This window comes from Achromobacter denitrificans NBRC 15125 (assembly GCF_001571365.1).
GTDB lineage: Bacteria > Pseudomonadota > Gammaproteobacteria > Burkholderiales > Burkholderiaceae_B > Achromobacter > Achromobacter denitrificans.
Window position 1 is genome coordinate 48,854 of sequence record NZ_BCTQ01000014.1, and the last position, 14,822, is coordinate 63,675.

14 protein-coding genes are annotated in these 14,822 nt (G+C 67.2%); 8 read left to right on the forward strand and 6 right to left on the reverse strand.

Annotated features, from left to right (window positions below):
- Positions 1–114 precede the first annotated feature (114 nt).
- The 3 genes from ADE01S_RS13655 to ADE01S_RS13665 all read left to right on the forward strand — a co-directional run bounded on the left by ADE01S_RS13655 (position 115) and on the right by ADE01S_RS13665 (position 3,181).
- Positions 115–1,275 carry a CaiB/BaiF CoA transferase family protein gene (locus ADE01S_RS13655; protein ID WP_062682238.1) on the forward strand — a complete coding sequence of 387 codons (1,161 nt, stop codon included), beginning with the start codon at positions 115–117 and terminating at the stop codon, positions 1,273–1,275.
- Positions 1,272–2,084: a citryl-CoA lyase gene (locus tag ADE01S_RS13660; RefSeq protein ID WP_062682239.1), complete on the forward strand. Its 813-nt coding sequence runs from the start codon at positions 1,272–1,274 to the stop codon at positions 2,082–2,084. Before ADE01S_RS13655 ends, ADE01S_RS13660 begins: the two co-directional genes overlap by 4 nt.
- Positions 2,085–2,164: 80 nt before the next feature.
- Entirely contained in the window at positions 2,165–3,181 is a 1,017-nt protein-coding gene (locus tag ADE01S_RS13665) for a Bug family tripartite tricarboxylate transporter substrate binding protein (protein ID WP_062682240.1), read from the forward strand.
- Between the two features lie 73 nt (positions 3,182–3,254).
- Here ADE01S_RS13665 and ADE01S_RS13670 read toward each other — a convergent pair whose 3' ends face one another.
- Positions 3,255–3,809, reverse strand: a complete 555-nt coding sequence (locus ADE01S_RS13670; protein ID WP_062682241.1) for a queuosine precursor transporter — start codon at positions 3,807–3,809, stop codon at positions 3,255–3,257.
- Entirely contained in the window at positions 3,806–4,639 is an 834-nt protein-coding gene (proC, locus tag ADE01S_RS13675; RefSeq protein ID WP_062682242.1) for a pyrroline-5-carboxylate reductase, read from the reverse strand. The genes ADE01S_RS13670 and proC overlap by 4 nt, the downstream gene beginning before the upstream one ends.
- A gap of 194 nt (positions 4,640–4,833) precedes the next feature.
- Between proC and ugpB the strand changes: the two genes are divergently transcribed.
- The 4 genes from ugpB to ADE01S_RS13695 all read left to right on the forward strand — a co-directional run bounded on the left by ugpB (position 4,834) and on the right by ADE01S_RS13695 (position 9,238).
- Positions 4,834–6,147, forward strand: coding sequence for a sn-glycerol-3-phosphate ABC transporter substrate-binding protein UgpB (ugpB, locus tag ADE01S_RS13680; RefSeq protein WP_062682243.1), 1,314 nt, complete (start codon positions 4,834–4,836; stop codon positions 6,145–6,147).
- 197 nt (positions 6,148–6,344) lie between these two features.
- The gene (ugpA, locus tag ADE01S_RS13685; protein WP_062682244.1) at positions 6,345–7,226 is read left to right on the forward strand and encodes a sn-glycerol-3-phosphate ABC transporter permease UgpA; all 882 of its coding nucleotides are present in this window, start codon (positions 6,345–6,347) and stop codon (positions 7,224–7,226) included.
- Between the two features lie 21 nt (positions 7,227–7,247).
- The gene (ugpE, locus tag ADE01S_RS13690; protein WP_013393954.1) at positions 7,248–8,099 is read left to right on the forward strand and encodes a sn-glycerol-3-phosphate ABC transporter permease UgpE; all 852 of its coding nucleotides are present in this window, start codon (positions 7,248–7,250) and stop codon (positions 8,097–8,099) included.
- Between the two features lie 50 nt (positions 8,100–8,149).
- Entirely contained in the window at positions 8,150–9,238 is a 1,089-nt protein-coding gene (locus tag ADE01S_RS13695) for a sn-glycerol-3-phosphate import ATP-binding protein UgpC (RefSeq protein WP_062682245.1), read from the forward strand.
- Positions 9,239–9,343: 105 nt separating this feature from the next.
- On the opposite strand, the gene ADE01S_RS13700 is transcribed toward ADE01S_RS13695, so the two are convergent.
- The 4 genes from ADE01S_RS13700 to ADE01S_RS13715 form a co-directional block, all read right to left on the reverse strand.
- Positions 9,344–10,459: a serine hydrolase domain-containing protein gene (locus tag ADE01S_RS13700; protein WP_062682246.1), complete on the reverse strand. Its 1,116-nt coding sequence runs from the start codon at positions 10,457–10,459 to the stop codon at positions 9,344–9,346.
- A gap of 132 nt (positions 10,460–10,591) precedes the next feature.
- On the reverse strand, positions 10,592–11,884 hold the full coding sequence (locus ADE01S_RS13705; protein ID WP_062682247.1) for an ATP-binding protein: 1,293 nt from the start codon (positions 11,882–11,884) through the stop codon (positions 10,592–10,594).
- Positions 11,877–12,578, reverse strand: a complete 702-nt coding sequence (locus ADE01S_RS13710) for a response regulator (protein WP_082775790.1) — start codon at positions 12,576–12,578, stop codon at positions 11,877–11,879. Before ADE01S_RS13710 ends, ADE01S_RS13705 begins: the two co-directional genes overlap by 8 nt.
- Before the next feature lie 120 nt (positions 12,579–12,698).
- Positions 12,699–13,826 (reverse strand): branched-chain amino acid ABC transporter substrate-binding protein, encoded by a 1,128-nt coding sequence (locus tag ADE01S_RS13715; RefSeq protein WP_062682249.1) that lies wholly within the window; start codon positions 13,824–13,826, stop codon positions 12,699–12,701.
- 315 nt (positions 13,827–14,141) lie between these two features.
- On the opposite strand from ADE01S_RS13715, the gene ADE01S_RS13720 reads away from it, so the two are divergent.
- Positions 14,142–14,747 (forward strand): RBBP9/YdeN family alpha/beta hydrolase, encoded by a 606-nt coding sequence (locus ADE01S_RS13720; RefSeq protein ID WP_062682317.1) that lies wholly within the window; start codon positions 14,142–14,144, stop codon positions 14,745–14,747.
- Positions 14,748–14,822 lie beyond the last annotated feature (75 nt).

A 14,822-nucleotide genomic window follows, 5' to 3' on the forward strand; every position in this document is an offset into this window, starting at 1 on the left:
GCATGCCCCCAAATCAATCGATGACATCAATGATGATGCAAGATATTAATCATTTTCATCTTTGATCGGGGATCGCTAGTCTTGCAGTTCGCAGCAACCGCAAGAGGAACTTTCATGTCCAAGGTATTGGATGGCATCACCGTAATCGAACAGGGAACGTTCATTACCGGGCCGGCGGCCGGCATGCTGCTGGCCGATCTGGGCGCGGACGTCATCAAGGTGGAGCAGCCCGGCGCGGGCGACCCCTTCCGGGCGTTCAAGGGCGGGCTCTACAGCCCCCACTACCAGACCTACAACCGCAACAAGCGCAGCATCGAGCTGGACGCCAAGAACCCCGACGACGCGCGCCTGTTCGACGAGCTGATCCGCGATGCCGACGTCTACATCCAGAATTTCCGGCCCGGCGCCGCCGAGCGCCTGAACGCGGGCGAGGCCCGGCTGCGCGCCCTCAATCCGCGCCTGGTGTATTGCGCGATCAGCGGTTTCGGCCAGACCGGCCCGGCCGCCGGGCGGCCGGCCTACGATACCGTGGCGCAGGCGGCCAGCGGGTTCCTCAACCTGCTGGTGAACCCGGACAATCCCCGCGTCGTGGGGCCGGCCATCGCCGATTCGCTCACGGGCTTCTATGCCGCCTACGGCATCCTCGGCGCCCTGGTCGAACGCGCGCGCACCGGCGTGGGCCGCAGCGTCGAGGTGTCGATGCTGGAGGCGATGTGCCATTTCAACCTGGACGCCTACACCCACTTTTTCTCGGAGGGAGAAGTCATGGGCCCGTACAGCCGGCCCAGCGTCTCCCAGTCCTATGCGCTGACCTGCGCGGACGGCAAGAAGCTGGCCCTGCACATGTCCTCGCCGGAGAAATTCTGGCGCGGCCTGGCCAACGCCATGGAACGGCCCGACATCCTGCGGGACCCGCGCTTCGCCACGCGCGAAGGCCGCATCGCCCACCACGAGCAGTTGATCGCGGTGCTCGATGGCGTCTTTGCCGGCCGCGCGCGCGAAGAATGGTGCCGGCGCCTGACGGAGGAAGACGTGCCGCATGCCCCGATGTACAACACGGCCGAAGCCCTGCAGGATCCGCAGGCGCGCCACCTTCAGCTGGAAATCGAAGGCGTCCATCCCACGCTGGGCGCATGGCGCACCGTGCGCTCGCCGGTCAGCTTCGACGGCCAGCGCGCCAGCGAGGTCACGCCCCCGCCCCTGCTGGGCGAACACAACACCCAGATCCGCGCCACGCTGGCGAGCCGCAATCCTTCCTCCCGGGACCCGTCATGAAAATAGGCAAGAACACCATCCCCCGCAGCGCCATCTGCACCTCCGACGAACACACCATCGTGGTGCGCGGCGAAGACCTGTGCAAAGACCTGATCGGCCGCATTTCCTTTACCGACTACTTTCACCTGCTGGTCACGGGCCGCCGCCCCGACGCCGCGGCCACGGCCGTGCTGGACGCCACGCTGGTCGCCATCGCCGAGCACGGCTTCGTGCCCAGCGTGCAGGCCGCGCGCATGACGCTGGCGGCCGCGCCCGACGCCATGCAGGGCGCGGTCGCCGCCGGCCTGCTCGGCTGCGGCTCGGTGATCCTGGGCGCCTCGGAAACGGCCGGCCGGCTGTTCGCCGAAATCAAGGAACGCGCCGAGCAGGATCGGTTGGACCTGGACGCCGCGGCGCTCCAGGTGCTCAAGCGCTACCGCGCCGAGGGCAAGGCCATCCCGGGCTACGGCCACCCCCTGCACAAGACCCGCGATCCCCGCGTGGCGCGGCTGTTCGACGTGGCGCGGGAAAGCGGCGCGGACCAGACCTACGTCGAGATCGCCGAAGCCGTGGAACGCCAGATCCCCGCGGTATTGGACAAGGCGCTGAAGCTGAACGTGTCCGCCGCCATCCCGGCGGTGCTGCTGGGCGCCGGATTCCCGCTGCAAGCCCTGCGCGGCGTGCCGTTGCTGGCCCGCACCGCCGGCCTCATCGCGCACCTCAACGAAGAGCTCCAGCAGGCGGCCGGCTTCGCGCTGTCTTACCAGGCCACCCGCGAATTGCAGTACGACGGCAAGGTTCCGGCCGGATTCGGGAAATCGGACCACTAAGCACCATGACGCCGGCGCGCCCGCCGCCGCGAGGCAGCGGGCCGCAAGCCGCGCTAAAAAACACAGGAGACACCCCCACCATGCTACCGACCCTTGCCTTCCCGCAGGCCTTCCGCAACGGTTCCGCGCGCCGCGCCCTCGCGGCGCTGGCCCTGGGCGCCTGCGCGCTGGGCGCGACCGCCCAGCCGGCGCGCGCCGCGGCCTATCCCGAGCGCCCGATAAAAATGATCGTGCCGTTCGGGCCGGGCACCACCACCGATACCGTGTCCCGGATGATGGCGGACGCCATGTCCAAGTCGCTGGGGCAGCCGGTCATCATCGAGAACCGGGCCGGCGCCGGCGGCTCCATCGGCACCGAACTCGTCGCGCGCGCCCCGGCCGACGGCTACACCCTGGTGATGGGCACCGTCGGCACGCATGCCATCAACAAGGCCCTTTATCCCAAACTGGGCTACGACCCCTTGGTCGATTTCAAGCCGGTCGCGCTGGTGGGCTACACGCCGACGCTGCTGGTGGTGGGCTCCGAGTCGCCGATACGCACGCTGCAAGACCTGCAGGCCGCCGCCGCCAAGCCGGGCGGCATCAGCTTCGCGTCCGCCGGCACCGGCACCTCCGGGCACCTGGCGGGCGAACTGCTGAAATCGCGCCTGGGCGGCACCATGGTGCACATCCCCTACAAGGAAGGCAGCCAGGCCCTGACCGACGTCATGTCGGGCCAGACCCAGTTCATGTTCTACCACCCCCTGGCCGTGCTCCCGCACATCAAGTCGGGCAAGCTGCGCGCGCTGGGCACGTCCGTCATGCGCCGCAGCGCTTCCGCGCCGGACGTGCCGACCATCGCCGAACAGCTGGGCGGCGATTTCGACCTGCAGGCCTGGTTCATGCTGTACGCGCCCACCGCCACGCCCGCGCCCGTCCTGCAGACGCTGCGCGACGCCGCCGCGGCGGCGCTGTCCAATCCGGACATCGTCGCCAAGCTGGAAGCGCAGGGGCTGGAGAAAAGCGACGTGCCCATGGCGGGCATCGATAAGTTCGGCCAGGAGGAACTGGCCAAGTGGTCGGAGCTGATCCGGCAATCCGGCGCCCAGGCCAACTAGGGACCGTCCGCGCCAACGGGGCCTTGCGCGGGCCCTCGTCAGGCCGACGCCATCGCGGCGCCGGCGGGTCCCCTCAGGCGTTGGCCGGCCTGGCCAGGTTCCACATCAGGGCGCGGAACGGCGCCAGCATGCTGATATTGACGACCAGCTTGATGGCCAGGTCGCCCATCATCCAGGTGACCCAGGGCGTGCCGGTGGCGGCGAACGCCACGCTGAAGAACACCGCGGTGTCCAGGATGGCGCCCAACGTGCCCGACACCAGCGGGGCGCGCCACCAGCGCTGGTCGCGCAGGCGGTCGAAGACCTGGATGTCCACCAGCTGCGCGCAGATGTAGGCCAGGCCCGAAGCCAGCGCGATGCGCGGCGACGCCACCCAGACCGACACCGCCAGCGCGGCGGCGAAGCCGAACCACGCCACGCGGCGCGCGGCCGCCGGCCCGAAGCGGCGATTCAGCACGTCGGTCACGAGGAACGCCACCGGATAGGACAGCCCGCCCCAGGTGAGCCAGTCGTTCAGCGGCACCTGGACCAGGATGTTCGAACCCACCACCACCAGGAGCATGCACAGCACGGCGATGCCGAACTGCACCCGGCTCATGGGCGGGTAGCGTCTTGCCGCGGCCATCATTTGCCGAATTCCTCCGCCAGCTCGCGGGAGCGCCGCGCGGCGGCGGCGATGGCCTCCTCCACGATGCCGGCAAAGCCGGCGGCGCCGAAGGCGTCCAGCGCGGCGGCCGTCGTGCCGCCCTTGGAGGTGACCCGTTCGCGCAGCGTCGACAGCGGTTCGGTGGACTCCGCCGCCAGGCGCGTGGCGCCGGCCAGCGTGCCCAGGGCCAGTTGCTTGGCCTGGTCGGCCGTGAGGCCCACCTTCTGGCCGCCGGCCACCAGCGCCTCCAGGAACAGGAAGACATAGGCGGGGCCGCTGCCGGACAGGGCCGTCACGCCGTCGAGCGCCGCGTCGCCGTCCACCCAGACCACGTCGCCCACGCTGGAGAGCAGGCGGGCCGCCAGTTCGCGGTCGGCGTCGCTCACGCCGCCCAGCGCCGCCAGGCCCGTCATGCCCGCGCCCACCAGGGCCGGGGTATTGGGCATGCAGCGCACCAGGCGGCCGAACGGCGCCTCGGGCGTGCCCAGCCAGCCGGCCAGCGTATCGGCGCGGATGCCGGCCGCCACGCTTACCACCAAAGTGTCTTCGCGCAACCATTGACGCGTGGAAGCCACAACGTCTTTCATGTTCTGTGGCTTGACAGCGAACACCCAGACGCGGCAGCGCGCCAGGGCCTCGTCGGGGGCCACGGCGGTGGTCATGCCGCGGGCCTGCCAGGCGGCGTGCGCATCCTGGTTTATGTCAATGACATGGATGTTGCCGGCGGCGCATACTTTGCCCGCCAGGCCCGATGCCAGGGCGGCTGCCATATTGCCGCCACCAATGAACGCAATCGAAAGTTCGTTTTTCATAGCCAGCGATTGTAAACGGTAGTACCCGTAGGGAGAAAAAGGAAAAATGTTCGTTCGCGCCTAAAACGCGCAATTTGACAGGCGTTTAGACTGATGTGAAAGTCACGGTTTTGTCACAAACAATTCATAAGGTGTCGTGTTTTCCGCGCTCGGACACCCCGGCCGCGACACGCCCAACCTGGAGGAACCTCACTATGCGATCCCACCGTATTGCCTTAACTTTTGCCGCCATCATGACGGCTTTCGCAGGCGCCTCCGCGCATGCCGCCACCGAGATCCAATTCTGGCACTCGATGGAAGGCGCCCTGGGCGACCGCGTGAACGGCCTCGTCGACGAATTCAACAAGAAAAACCCCGACTACCAGGTCAAGGCAGTTTACAAGGGCAACTACGGTGAATCCATGAACGCCGGCATCGCCGCGTTCCGCGCCGGCAACGCGCCCGACATCCTGCAAGTCTTCGAAGTGGGCACCGCCACCATGATGTACGCCAAGGGCGCCATCAAGCCGGTGCAGCAGATGTCCGAGGAAGTCGGCAACCCGATCGATCCGAAGGAATTCATCGGCGCCGTGGCCGGCTACTACTCGTCGGCCGACGGCAAGCTGGTGTCGATGCCCTTCAACAGCTCGACCGTGGTGTTCTACTACAACAAGGACGCCTTCAAGAAGGCCGGCCTGGACGCCGACAATCCCCCCAAGACCTGGGAAGAGCTGGCCGCCGCCGGCCAGAAGCTGAAGGCCGCCGGCCAGGAATGCGGCTACACGACCTCCTGGCCGTCGTGGGTCCAACTGGAGACGTTCTCGGCCTGGCACAACGTGCCCTACGCCACCAAGGACAACGGCTTCGGCGGCCTGGACGCGCGCATCGCCATCAACACCCCGCTGCACGTGCGCCACCTGGAGAACCTGGCCAAGCTGGGCAAGGAAGGCATCTTCATGTACGGCGGGCGCGGCGACGAGCCCAACTCGCTCTTCATCAGCGGCAAGTGCGCCATGATCACCGGCTCGTCCGGCCTGCGCGCCAACATCGCCAAGAACGCCAAGTTCGAATTCGGCACGTCCACCCTGCCGTATTACTCGGACGTCCAGGGCGCGCCGCAGAACACCATCATCGGCGGCGCCTCGCTGTGGGTCTTCGCCAACAAGAAGCCGGAAACCTACAAGGGCGTGACCGCGTTCTTCAAGTTCCTGGCCAGCCCGGAAATCGCCGCCCGCTGGCACCAGCAGACCGGCTACGTGCCCGTCACCAAGGCCGCCTACGAGCTGACCAAGAAGGAAGGCTTCTACGAGAAGAATCCCGGCACCGAAGTCGGCGTGAAGCAGTTGAACGTCGAAACCACCGCGCAATCGCGCGGCCTGCGCCTGGGCTTCCTGCCGCAGATCCGCGAGATCGAGGACGCTGAAATCGAGCGCATCGTCTCCGGCAAGGTTGCCGCCAAGGACGGCGCCGAGAACATCGTCAAGCGCGGCAACGAGCTGCTGGAAAAGTTCGAGAAGAGTGTAAAGTAACGCCCTTCCGAAATGCCGGCCCGGCCCTGTCAATCGGTATTTTCCATGCCGCGACAAGGACTTGGGCTCTTCGGCACCACGCAGTACAAGGCTTAAGGCCCTGCTTTTTTAGGGCTTTAAGCCTGTCGTATTTTGCGAATGCGGTTTCAGGCGGCGGTTACTCCAACCGCCGCTTTTCTGTACCTTGGGTTCCCCCTATGGAAAAACGCGTTGTATTCGGGCACAAGACCTTGCCCTATCTGCTGCTCCTGCCGCAGCTCATCATTACCGTGGTCTTCTTCTTCCTGCCTGCCGGCCAGGCCATGTGGCAATCGATGCGGCTGGAAGATGCTTTCGGGCTATCGTCCGAATTCGTCGGACTGGACAACTTCATCGACCTGTTCTCGCAACAGGCGTACCTGGACTCCTTCCGTGTCACCGCCGTCTTCTCGATCCTCGTGGCGGTGGTCGGCCTGGGCGTGTCCCTGCTGCTGGCCGTCATGGCAGATCGCGTGATCCGCGGCGCCGGCCTCTACAAGACGCTGCTGATCTGGCCCTATGCCGTGGCGCCCGCCGTCGTCGGCGTGCTGTGGCTGTTCCTGTTCTCGCCCTCCGTCGGCATCCTGGCCGTGGCCCTGCGCCATGCCGGCGTCGACTGGAACCCCCGCCTGGACGGCAACCAGGCCATGCTGCTGGTGCTGATCGCCGCGGTGTGGAAGCAGATTTCGTACAACTTCCTCTTCTTCCTGGCCGGCCTCCAGTCGATCCCGCGCTCGCTCATCGAAGCCGCCGCCATCGACGGCGCCAGCCCGTCGCGCCGCTTCTGGAGCATCGTGTTCCCGCTGCTTTCGCCCACCACCTTCTTCCTGCTGGTGGTCAACATCATCTATGCCTTCTTCGACACCTTCGCGGTGGTGGACACCACCACGCAGGGCGGTCCCGGCACGTCGACCTCGATCCTGGTCTACAAGGTGTACAGCGACGGCTTCCGCGGCCTGGACCTCGGTTCGTCCGCGGCCCAGTCGGTAGTGCTGATGTTCATTGTGATTGCCTTGACGGTCGTGCAGTTCCGCTACGTCGACCGCAAAGTGCAGTATTGATTTTGTCCGAGGCTACAAACAATGGTTGAACGCCGTCCCTGGCTGGATATTCTGGCCCACGTCATCCTGCTCTGCGGCGTGGCGATGGTGGCATTTCCGCTCTACGTCACCTTCGTCGCGTCCACCCAGACCGCGCAGGAAGTGGCGTCCGCGCCGATGTCGCTCATTCCCGGCAAGCATTTCGTCGACAACTACATGCAGGCGCTGTTCGGCGGCTCGTCCGGCGGTTCGTCGGGCGCGCCGGTGGGCCGCATGATGTACGTCAGCCTGATCATGGCGCTGGCGATCTCCATCGGCAAGATCGCCATCTCCCTGCTGTCGGCCTTCGCGGTGGTGTACTTCCGCTTCCCCGGCCGCATGTTCTTCTTCTGGATGATCTTCGTCACGCTGATGCTGCCGGTGGAAGTGCGCATCGCGCCCACCTACAAGGTGGTGGCAGACCTCGGCCTGCTCAACAGCTACGCCGGCCTGACCCTGCCGCTGATCGCCTCGGCCACGGCCACCTTCCTGTTCCGGCAGTTCTTCCTGACCGTGCCGGACGAGCTGATCGAAGCCGCGCGCATCGACGGCGCCGGCCCCGTCCGTTTCTTCCGCGACGTGCTGCTGCCGCTGTCCAAGACCAGCATCGCCGCGCTGTTCGTGATCCAGTTCATCTACGGCTGGAACCAATACCTGTGGCCGCTGCTGGTGACCACGCAGGAAGACATGTACCCCGTCGTCATCGGCATCAAGCGCATGATCAGCGGCGGCGACAGCGTGACCGAATGGAACATCACCATGGCCACCGCCATGCTGGCCATGATCCCGCCGGCGCTGGTCGTCATCCTGATGCAGAAATGGTTCGTCAAGGGTCTGGTCGACACTGAGAAATAAATCTCACCCGCCCTCGCCCGCCCGCACACGACTCCGAACACGAATAACACATGGCTACTCTCAGCTTCCGCAACGTCAAGAAAACCTATGCCGGCAACGTGCCGGTCATCCATGGCATCGACATGGACGTCAAGGACGGTGAATTCATCGTCATCGTCGGCCCCTCGGGCTGCGGCAAATCCACGCTGATGCGCATGGTCGCCGGCCTGGAAACCGTCACCAGCGGCGAGATCCTCATCGAGGACAAGGTCGTCAACAACCTGGAGCCCGCCGAACGCGACATCGCGATGGTGTTCCAGAACTACGCGCTCTACCCGCACATGACCGTGTTCGAGAACATGGCCTACGGCTTGAAGATCCGCAAGTTCTCCAAGGACGAGATCAAGAAGCGCGTGGACGCGGCCGCGCAGATCCTGGAACTGGGCCATCTGCTGGACCGCCGCCCCCGCGCGCTGTCCGGCGGCCAGCGCCAGCGCGTCGCCATGGGCCGCGCCATCGTGCGCGAACCCAAGGTCTTCCTGTTCGACGAACCGCTGTCGAACCTGGACGCCAAGCTGCGCGTGGCGATGCGCCTGGAAATCATGAAGCTGCATCGCCGCCTGGGCACCACCAGCCTGTACGTGACCCACGACCAGGTCGAGGCCATGACGCTGGCCCACCGCATGATCGTCATGTACCAGGGCGTGCCCGAGCAGATCGGCACCCCGATGGAAGTCTTCGAAAAGCCCGCCTCGACCTTCGTGGCCGGCTTCATCGGCTCGCCGCCCATGAACCTGATGGAAGTGAACGTGGCCGGCGACGGCACGGTCCAGAGCGCCGACGGCACCGCGCTCGACATCTCGCCGCTGGAAGTGCCCTCGCAGGTCCGCGGCCGCAAGATCATCATGGGCATGCGCCCCGAGCACATGCTGCTGAACACGCAAGGCGTGCCGGCGGAAGTGGAGATGGTCGAAACCCTGGGTTCCGAGCAGCTGGTGCACTGCCGCTGCGGCACGGCCACGCTGGTGGTGCGTTGCACGACGCGCCAGCTGTCCGAATCGCTGGCCAAGGTGGGCGCGCGCGTGAACATGGGCTCCGACGGCCGCCATCCGCTGCACTGGTTCGAGGCCGACACCGGCCGCCGCGTGCAAGGCCTGTAAGCGCCTGTCGGGCGGGATCCGGCGCCCGCGCGCGCCCGGTCCTGCCCAGCCCGCCCCTTTCCGCGGCCAGGCCGGGCAGGCAGGCGAATCGCGGGCAAATCCACTTCATGGGAGCGTTTCCGGGAACCGAGGCTGAGCAATGGGCGGCTTGGCCTGGCGCATCAGCGCCATCGCCATCGACGACACCGAGGCCACCAGCGCCTCGCCGGTATCGGAATTGCTCATGACCAGCACGGCCAGCTTCTCGTCCGGCGCCAGCACCAAACGCGAATGGAAGGCTTCGGTCGCGCCGCTGTGCAGACGCAGCGAGGCGTCCCCCAGCGGCTCCTCGCAGGGGCGCGCCAGCCATGACAGCGCCAGCCGACACTCCAGGCCCAGGCCGCCGGCCGCGGTTTCCAGGTCCAGCACCGCGCGCGCCGACGGGCTGCTCAGCACGCGCCTGCCCTCGTAGGCGCCATCGGCGAACAGCATGCGGAAGAAGCGCGCCATCTCGGAGGCGCTGAGCCACAGGCCGTCGGCCGCCTCGTTCGCCTGCGGCGTCTCGGTCCAGGGCTCGCCGCGCCGGTGGCCCGAGGCCCGCAATTCCAGCATCCGCGGGCCGGGCACGAAGCCCGCGCGCGGCATGTTCAAGGGCTGCAGGATCGCCCGCCGCACATAGGCGTCGAAGGGTTCGCCGGCCCGGCTCGCCACCATGTCGCCCAAGAGCGCGTACGCCATGTCGGCGCGGGCCCGGCCCATGGTGTCTTCCGGCGCCGCGGGATGCACGGCGAGCAGGCGCCAGGCCGTAAAAGGATCCGCGCCCAGCCACTGCATGGCATTGCGGCGCGGCTGGATCTCCCAGTCGGGCAGCGCCTGCGCCGCCGGCTGGTCCAGCGGCAGCCGGCCTGCATCGGCAGCGTGCAGCACGCTGGCGGCGGTAAGGAGCTTGCTGATGGCCCCGACCCGGTAGAGCGTGTCGGCGGAGGCGCCGCGATGGCGTTCCGGGTCGGCGTAGCCGAAGCCCGTGCTCCACACCACGCGCTGGTCGTCGACGATGGCGATGGACAGGCCCGGAACGTCCAGCGCGTTCATGTCGTAGGGAATGCGGCGCGCCAGGTAATCAATCACCGCCACATAGTCGCCTTCGGCCACCGTGGGCGGCGCGGCGGGCGGCAGGCCCTGGCAGCCGCCGATGGCGGCAAGCAGCGTCCCGATGGCAAGCAGGCGGCTCAGGGAGAACATGGCGGGCGGCGTAGCCTCTGAAAGGAAGTGCCGCCATGCTAGTCAGGCGCCGCGCCGCGATCTTTCCCGCTTTGTACGAAGTTTGTGAAGATTGCGGCGCGGGTTTGTAAAGTTTCTTTACGTCTCCCGACGTCAGGCGGTCTTCCAGGCGATGACGAAGCGCGCGCCGCCCAGCGGGCTCTCGGAAGCCTGCACCGTGCCGTTGTGCCAGCGCGCCACCCGGCTCACGATGGCCAGCCCCAGGCCCACGCCGCCCGTGCCCCGGTCGCGGCTTTCGTCCAGGCGGATGAAGGGCTCGAAGATGCGCTCGCGGTCCGCGGGCGGGATGCCCGGGCCGTCGTCGTCCACGATCAGCACGTACTCGCGCGCCGAGGCGCCCAGCAGGCTGACCTGGACCTGCCCGCCCGCGTGGCGGATGGCGTTCTGCAACAGGTTCAAGAGCGCGCGCGTCATGTAGCGTTGATGCAGGTGCACTTCGCGAACCCGGCACAGCGCCACTTCGCAGCGCACCCCCGACAGGCCGGCCTCGAAGCCCGCGTGCTGCACCACCGAATCGAGCCAGCCGCGCGCGTCCTGCGGCTGCAAGGCGACGCCGTCGCCCTTGTGCTCCAGGCGGGCATACATCAAGAGTTCCGACGCCATGGCGTCCAGCTCGGCCACGTCGCTCTTCATCTCTTCGACCAGGCGCTTGCGAGCCGCCGGGTCGTCTTCGCGGTCGATCATGTCCAGCTCGAAGGACAGGCGCGCGATCGGCGTGCGCAACTCGTGCGACACGGCATTGGTCAGCTCCTGCTGGTTGCCGATCAGCGCGCTGATGCGGTCGGACATCTGGTTGAAGGTGTCGCCCAGGTTGCGGATGCTGGAATGGCGCGACAGCCTGGCGCGGGCCTGCAGGTCGCCCTGCCCCATGCGCAACGCCGCCGTCTTCAGGGCCTCCAGGTCGCGCCAGATCGGCAACGCCCACACCAGCATGAAGGCGCACAGCAGCAGCCCCAGCGCGGAGTACACCGCCGCCATCACCCAGGGACCGACGGGCGGCTCCGGCGGCAGCCTGACCTCCAGCCATTGATCGCCGGGGCCGGACAGCGCGGTCACGAAGGTCTGCATCTTGTCGCGCATGATGAACCGGCCGGAAGCGATCTCGGCCTGCTCTTCCGCGCTGGCCTCGTAGCTGTCGGCCGGCGCCACCTTCAGCGCCAGGCCGTAGTGCGGCGCGAGCTTGTCGCGGACGTAGGCCTCGCGCTCGGTCGGCGGGACCCGCCCCAATTCCTGCGCCAGGCTGTGGATCTGGCCGCGCACGGCTTCGCGCGTGTAGGCGCCGCTGACGGGTTCGAAAAAGTAGTTGGCGGAGCGGTCCACGACCTCGTTCGAGATCACGAACCCCACCGCCAGCACCACGAACAGCCGCAGGACGAACCTAAGCATCGCCGCCCTCGTGCGCCTTGGGCGAGAACAGATAGCCCTTGCCCCACACGGTCTTGATGCGGGCCGGATCGCGCGGATCGTCATCCAGCTTGCGGCGCAGCTTGCTCACGCAGACGTCCACGCTGCGGTCCAGCCCATTGAACTCGATGCCCCGCACCGCGTTGAGCAGGTCGTCGCGGGTCAGCACCTGACCCGCCTGGCTGGCCAGCGCCCACAGCATTTCGAATTCCATGGTGGTGAGATCGACCTCGGCGCCGGCCAGGACCACGGCGCGGGTGCGGCGGTCTATGGCCAGCGGGCCGAATTCCAGGCGCTCCGGCGGCTCTTCCACCTGGCTGTGGCGCCGCAGCAGCGCCCGCACCCGCGCCAGCAGCACGCGGGGCTCGACCGGCTTGATGACGTAGTCGTCCGCGCCGGACTCCAGGCCCAGGATCTGGTCCAGGTCGTCCTCGCGGGCCGTGAGCATGAGGATGGGCGCGGCCGAGAAGGCGCGCAGGTCGCGGCAGACCTGCAGGCCGTCGCGGCCGGGCAGCATCAGGTCCAGGATGGTGATGGCTGGCTCATGGCGGCGGAATGCCTCCACCGCGTGATCGCCGCGGTACGCCTGGGCGACGTTGAACCCGTGCTGCTCCAGGAACTGCGCGATCAGGCGCGACAGCTTCGGATCGTCTTCGACTAGCAAAGCCTTGGTCATGGTGTCCAGACAATAAAAACACGAAAAACCGGGCCGGAAGACTGTCGCTTCCGGCCCGGCCTGGTATCGAACGGCAGGCGGGTCGCGCCGCCGCCACGGGCCCGGGAGGCCCGCCTGGGATTACTTGTAGACGGTCTTGGAGCCGTCCTTGTGCCAGGTGAACACGTCGAACTGGAAGTTCGTCAGGTCGCCTTGCTTGTTCCAGGACACCTTGCCGATCGGGGTATCGAAGGAATTGGCGTGCAGGTACTTGGCGACCTTGGTGGGGTCGTCCGAGCCCGCGCCCTTGATGCCGTCCGCGATGACCTGGGTGGCCGCGTAGGCCGTCATCTGGAAGGCGCCGCTGGCGTTGCGCTTCTTGGCTTCGAAGGCCTTGACGATGTCCGCGTTGGCGGCGTTCTGGGTGAAATCGGCCGGCAGCGTCAGCAGCATGCCCTCGACGGCGTCGCCGGCGATGGCGTTGATGTCCGGGTTGCCCGTGCCTTCCGGACCCATCCACTTGGCCTTCACGCCCTGCTCGGCCGCCTGGCGCAGCAGCAGGCCCATTTCGGGGTGGTAGCCGCCGTAGTAGACGAAGTCCACGCCCTGGCTCTTCAGCTTGGTGATGACGGCGGAATAGTCGCTGTCGCCGGCGTTGATGCCTTCGAAGATCGCGACGGGCACGCCGCCCTTCTCCAGGTCGTTCTTGACGGCGGTGGCGATGCCCTGGCCATACGACTGCTTGTCGTGCAGCACGGCGGCCTTCTTGGGCTTGATCTTTTCCAGGATGAACTTGGCGGCGGCCGGGCCCTGCTGGTCGTCGCGGCCGATGGTGCGGAAGATGAACTCGTAGTTCTTGCCGTCGGTCAGGGCCGGCGACGTGGCCGACGGGGTCACCATGACCACGCCTTCGTTGTTGTAGACGTCGGCGGCGGCGATGGTCGCGCCCGAGCACACGTGGCCCACGACGAAACCGATCTTGCTGTTGACCACGCGGTTGGCGGCGACCGGGCCCTGCTTGGGCTCGCAACCGTCGTCGATCACCACGGTTTCCAGCTTCTTGCCGTTCACGCCGCCCGCGGCGTTGATGCGCTCGACGGCGGTGTCCACGCCTTCGCGGACCATATCGCCATACTGCGTGACCGCGCCGGTGGTGGGACCGACGACGCCGATCTTGATGGTCTGCGCCTGCGCTCCCGCGGCAAAGGCCATGCCCGCGGCGACGCCCAAGGCGGCGATGACCGGGGTCAGACGGAATACTGGCTTCATGTTGGACTCCTCTAATGATTTGTAATCGTTAGTTTTGTGCACCGAGCGGACGCCGGATCATTTCCAGGCCCGGCACGCCTGCTGGACTGCCTGTTGCACGGCACTTGGCCCTGGTCACGCCCGGTTGCATTGCGATTGCAGGGCAAGCATACACTGAAAAATCGGGGATTCCGGGCCCGTTCCGGGGCCGATTTGACGCGCCTCGCCTTATTGCGCCGCCGCATTCTTTCCCGCTCCGGCTTATACCCGCCGCCATATATGCAAAAGACGATTTATTCGTTTGCGTTACTTAGGCGGCGCGGCATCATGGCCGCCATGAGACTCCAACCGATCATCGTTCCCGGATGGAAAAACTCCGGACCCGAACACTGGCAATCGCGCTGGGCGGCCATGCTGCCCCATGCGCGCCGCGTCGAGCAGGGCGACTGGGAACACCCGGCGCCCTCCGAATGGATCGCGGCGCTGACGGCCGAGGTCAGCCAGGCGCGCAGCCCCGTCCTGCTGATCGCGCACAGCCTGGGATGCGTGATCAGCGCCTCCCTGCCCGTGCCGCTGCGCGCCAAGGTCGCCGGCGCGCTGCTGGTCGCGCCGGCCGACGTCGAGCGCGACGGCGCGCCCGCGTGCCTTGCCGCGTTCGCGCCCATCTCGCGCCAGTCGCTGCCGTTCCAGAGCGTGGTGGTGGCCAGCGACAACGATCCCTATTGCCAGCTCGAACGGGCCCGCGGCTTGGCCCGCGACTGGGGCAGCCGGCTGGTGGTGGTGCCGGGCGCCGGCCACATCAATGCCGACAGCGGCCTGGGCGAATGGCCCCAGGGCCTCAAGCTGCTCGGCGCCCTGCGCCGGCGCGCGGTCTGGCGCGTCTCGCCTCCGCCCGAACGCATCGCTCCCATCCCCGCGCGGCCGCTCTCGCAACACGCATGAGCGCGCAGGGCCCGCCGGCCCTCGCTCATGACGTGTAAACGAGCTGACAACCATGTAATAAGCCGTTCCAGCTTT

Excerpts from the sequence above, each read along its gene's own strand:
- ADE01S_RS13655 (WP_062682238.1), top strand. The coding sequence starts at position 115 with ATGTCCAAGGTATTGGATGGCATCACCGTAATCGAACAGGGAACGTTC.
- ADE01S_RS13660 (WP_062682239.1), top strand. The coding sequence starts at position 1,272 with ATGAAAATAGGCAAGAACACCATCCCCCGCAGCGCCATCTGCACCTCC.
- ADE01S_RS13665 (WP_062682240.1), top strand. The coding sequence starts at position 2,165 with ATGCTACCGACCCTTGCCTTCCCGCAGGCCTTCCGCAACGGTTCCGCG.
- ADE01S_RS13670 (WP_062682241.1), bottom strand. The coding sequence starts at position 3,809 with ATGATGGCCGCGGCAAGACGCTACCCGCCCATGAGCCGGGTGCAGTTC.
- proC (WP_062682242.1), bottom strand. The coding sequence starts at position 4,639 with ATGAAAAACGAACTTTCGATTGCGTTCATTGGTGGCGGCAATATGGCA.
- ugpB (WP_062682243.1), top strand. The coding sequence starts at position 4,834 with ATGCGATCCCACCGTATTGCCTTAACTTTTGCCGCCATCATGACGGCT.
- ugpA (WP_062682244.1), top strand. The coding sequence starts at position 6,345 with ATGGAAAAACGCGTTGTATTCGGGCACAAGACCTTGCCCTATCTGCTG.
- ugpE (WP_013393954.1), top strand. The coding sequence starts at position 7,248 with ATGGTTGAACGCCGTCCCTGGCTGGATATTCTGGCCCACGTCATCCTG.
- ADE01S_RS13695 (WP_062682245.1), top strand. The coding sequence starts at position 8,150 with ATGGCTACTCTCAGCTTCCGCAACGTCAAGAAAACCTATGCCGGCAAC.
- ADE01S_RS13700 (WP_062682246.1), bottom strand. The coding sequence starts at position 10,459 with ATGTTCTCCCTGAGCCGCCTGCTTGCCATCGGGACGCTGCTTGCCGCC.
- ADE01S_RS13705 (WP_062682247.1), bottom strand. The coding sequence starts at position 11,884 with ATGCTTAGGTTCGTCCTGCGGCTGTTCGTGGTGCTGGCGGTGGGGTTC.
- ADE01S_RS13710 (WP_082775790.1), bottom strand. The coding sequence starts at position 12,578 with ATGACCAAGGCTTTGCTAGTCGAAGACGATCCGAAGCTGTCGCGCCTG.
- ADE01S_RS13715 (WP_062682249.1), bottom strand. The coding sequence starts at position 13,826 with ATGAAGCCAGTATTCCGTCTGACCCCGGTCATCGCCGCCTTGGGCGTC.
- ADE01S_RS13720 (WP_062682317.1), top strand. The coding sequence starts at position 14,142 with ATGAGACTCCAACCGATCATCGTTCCCGGATGGAAAAACTCCGGACCC.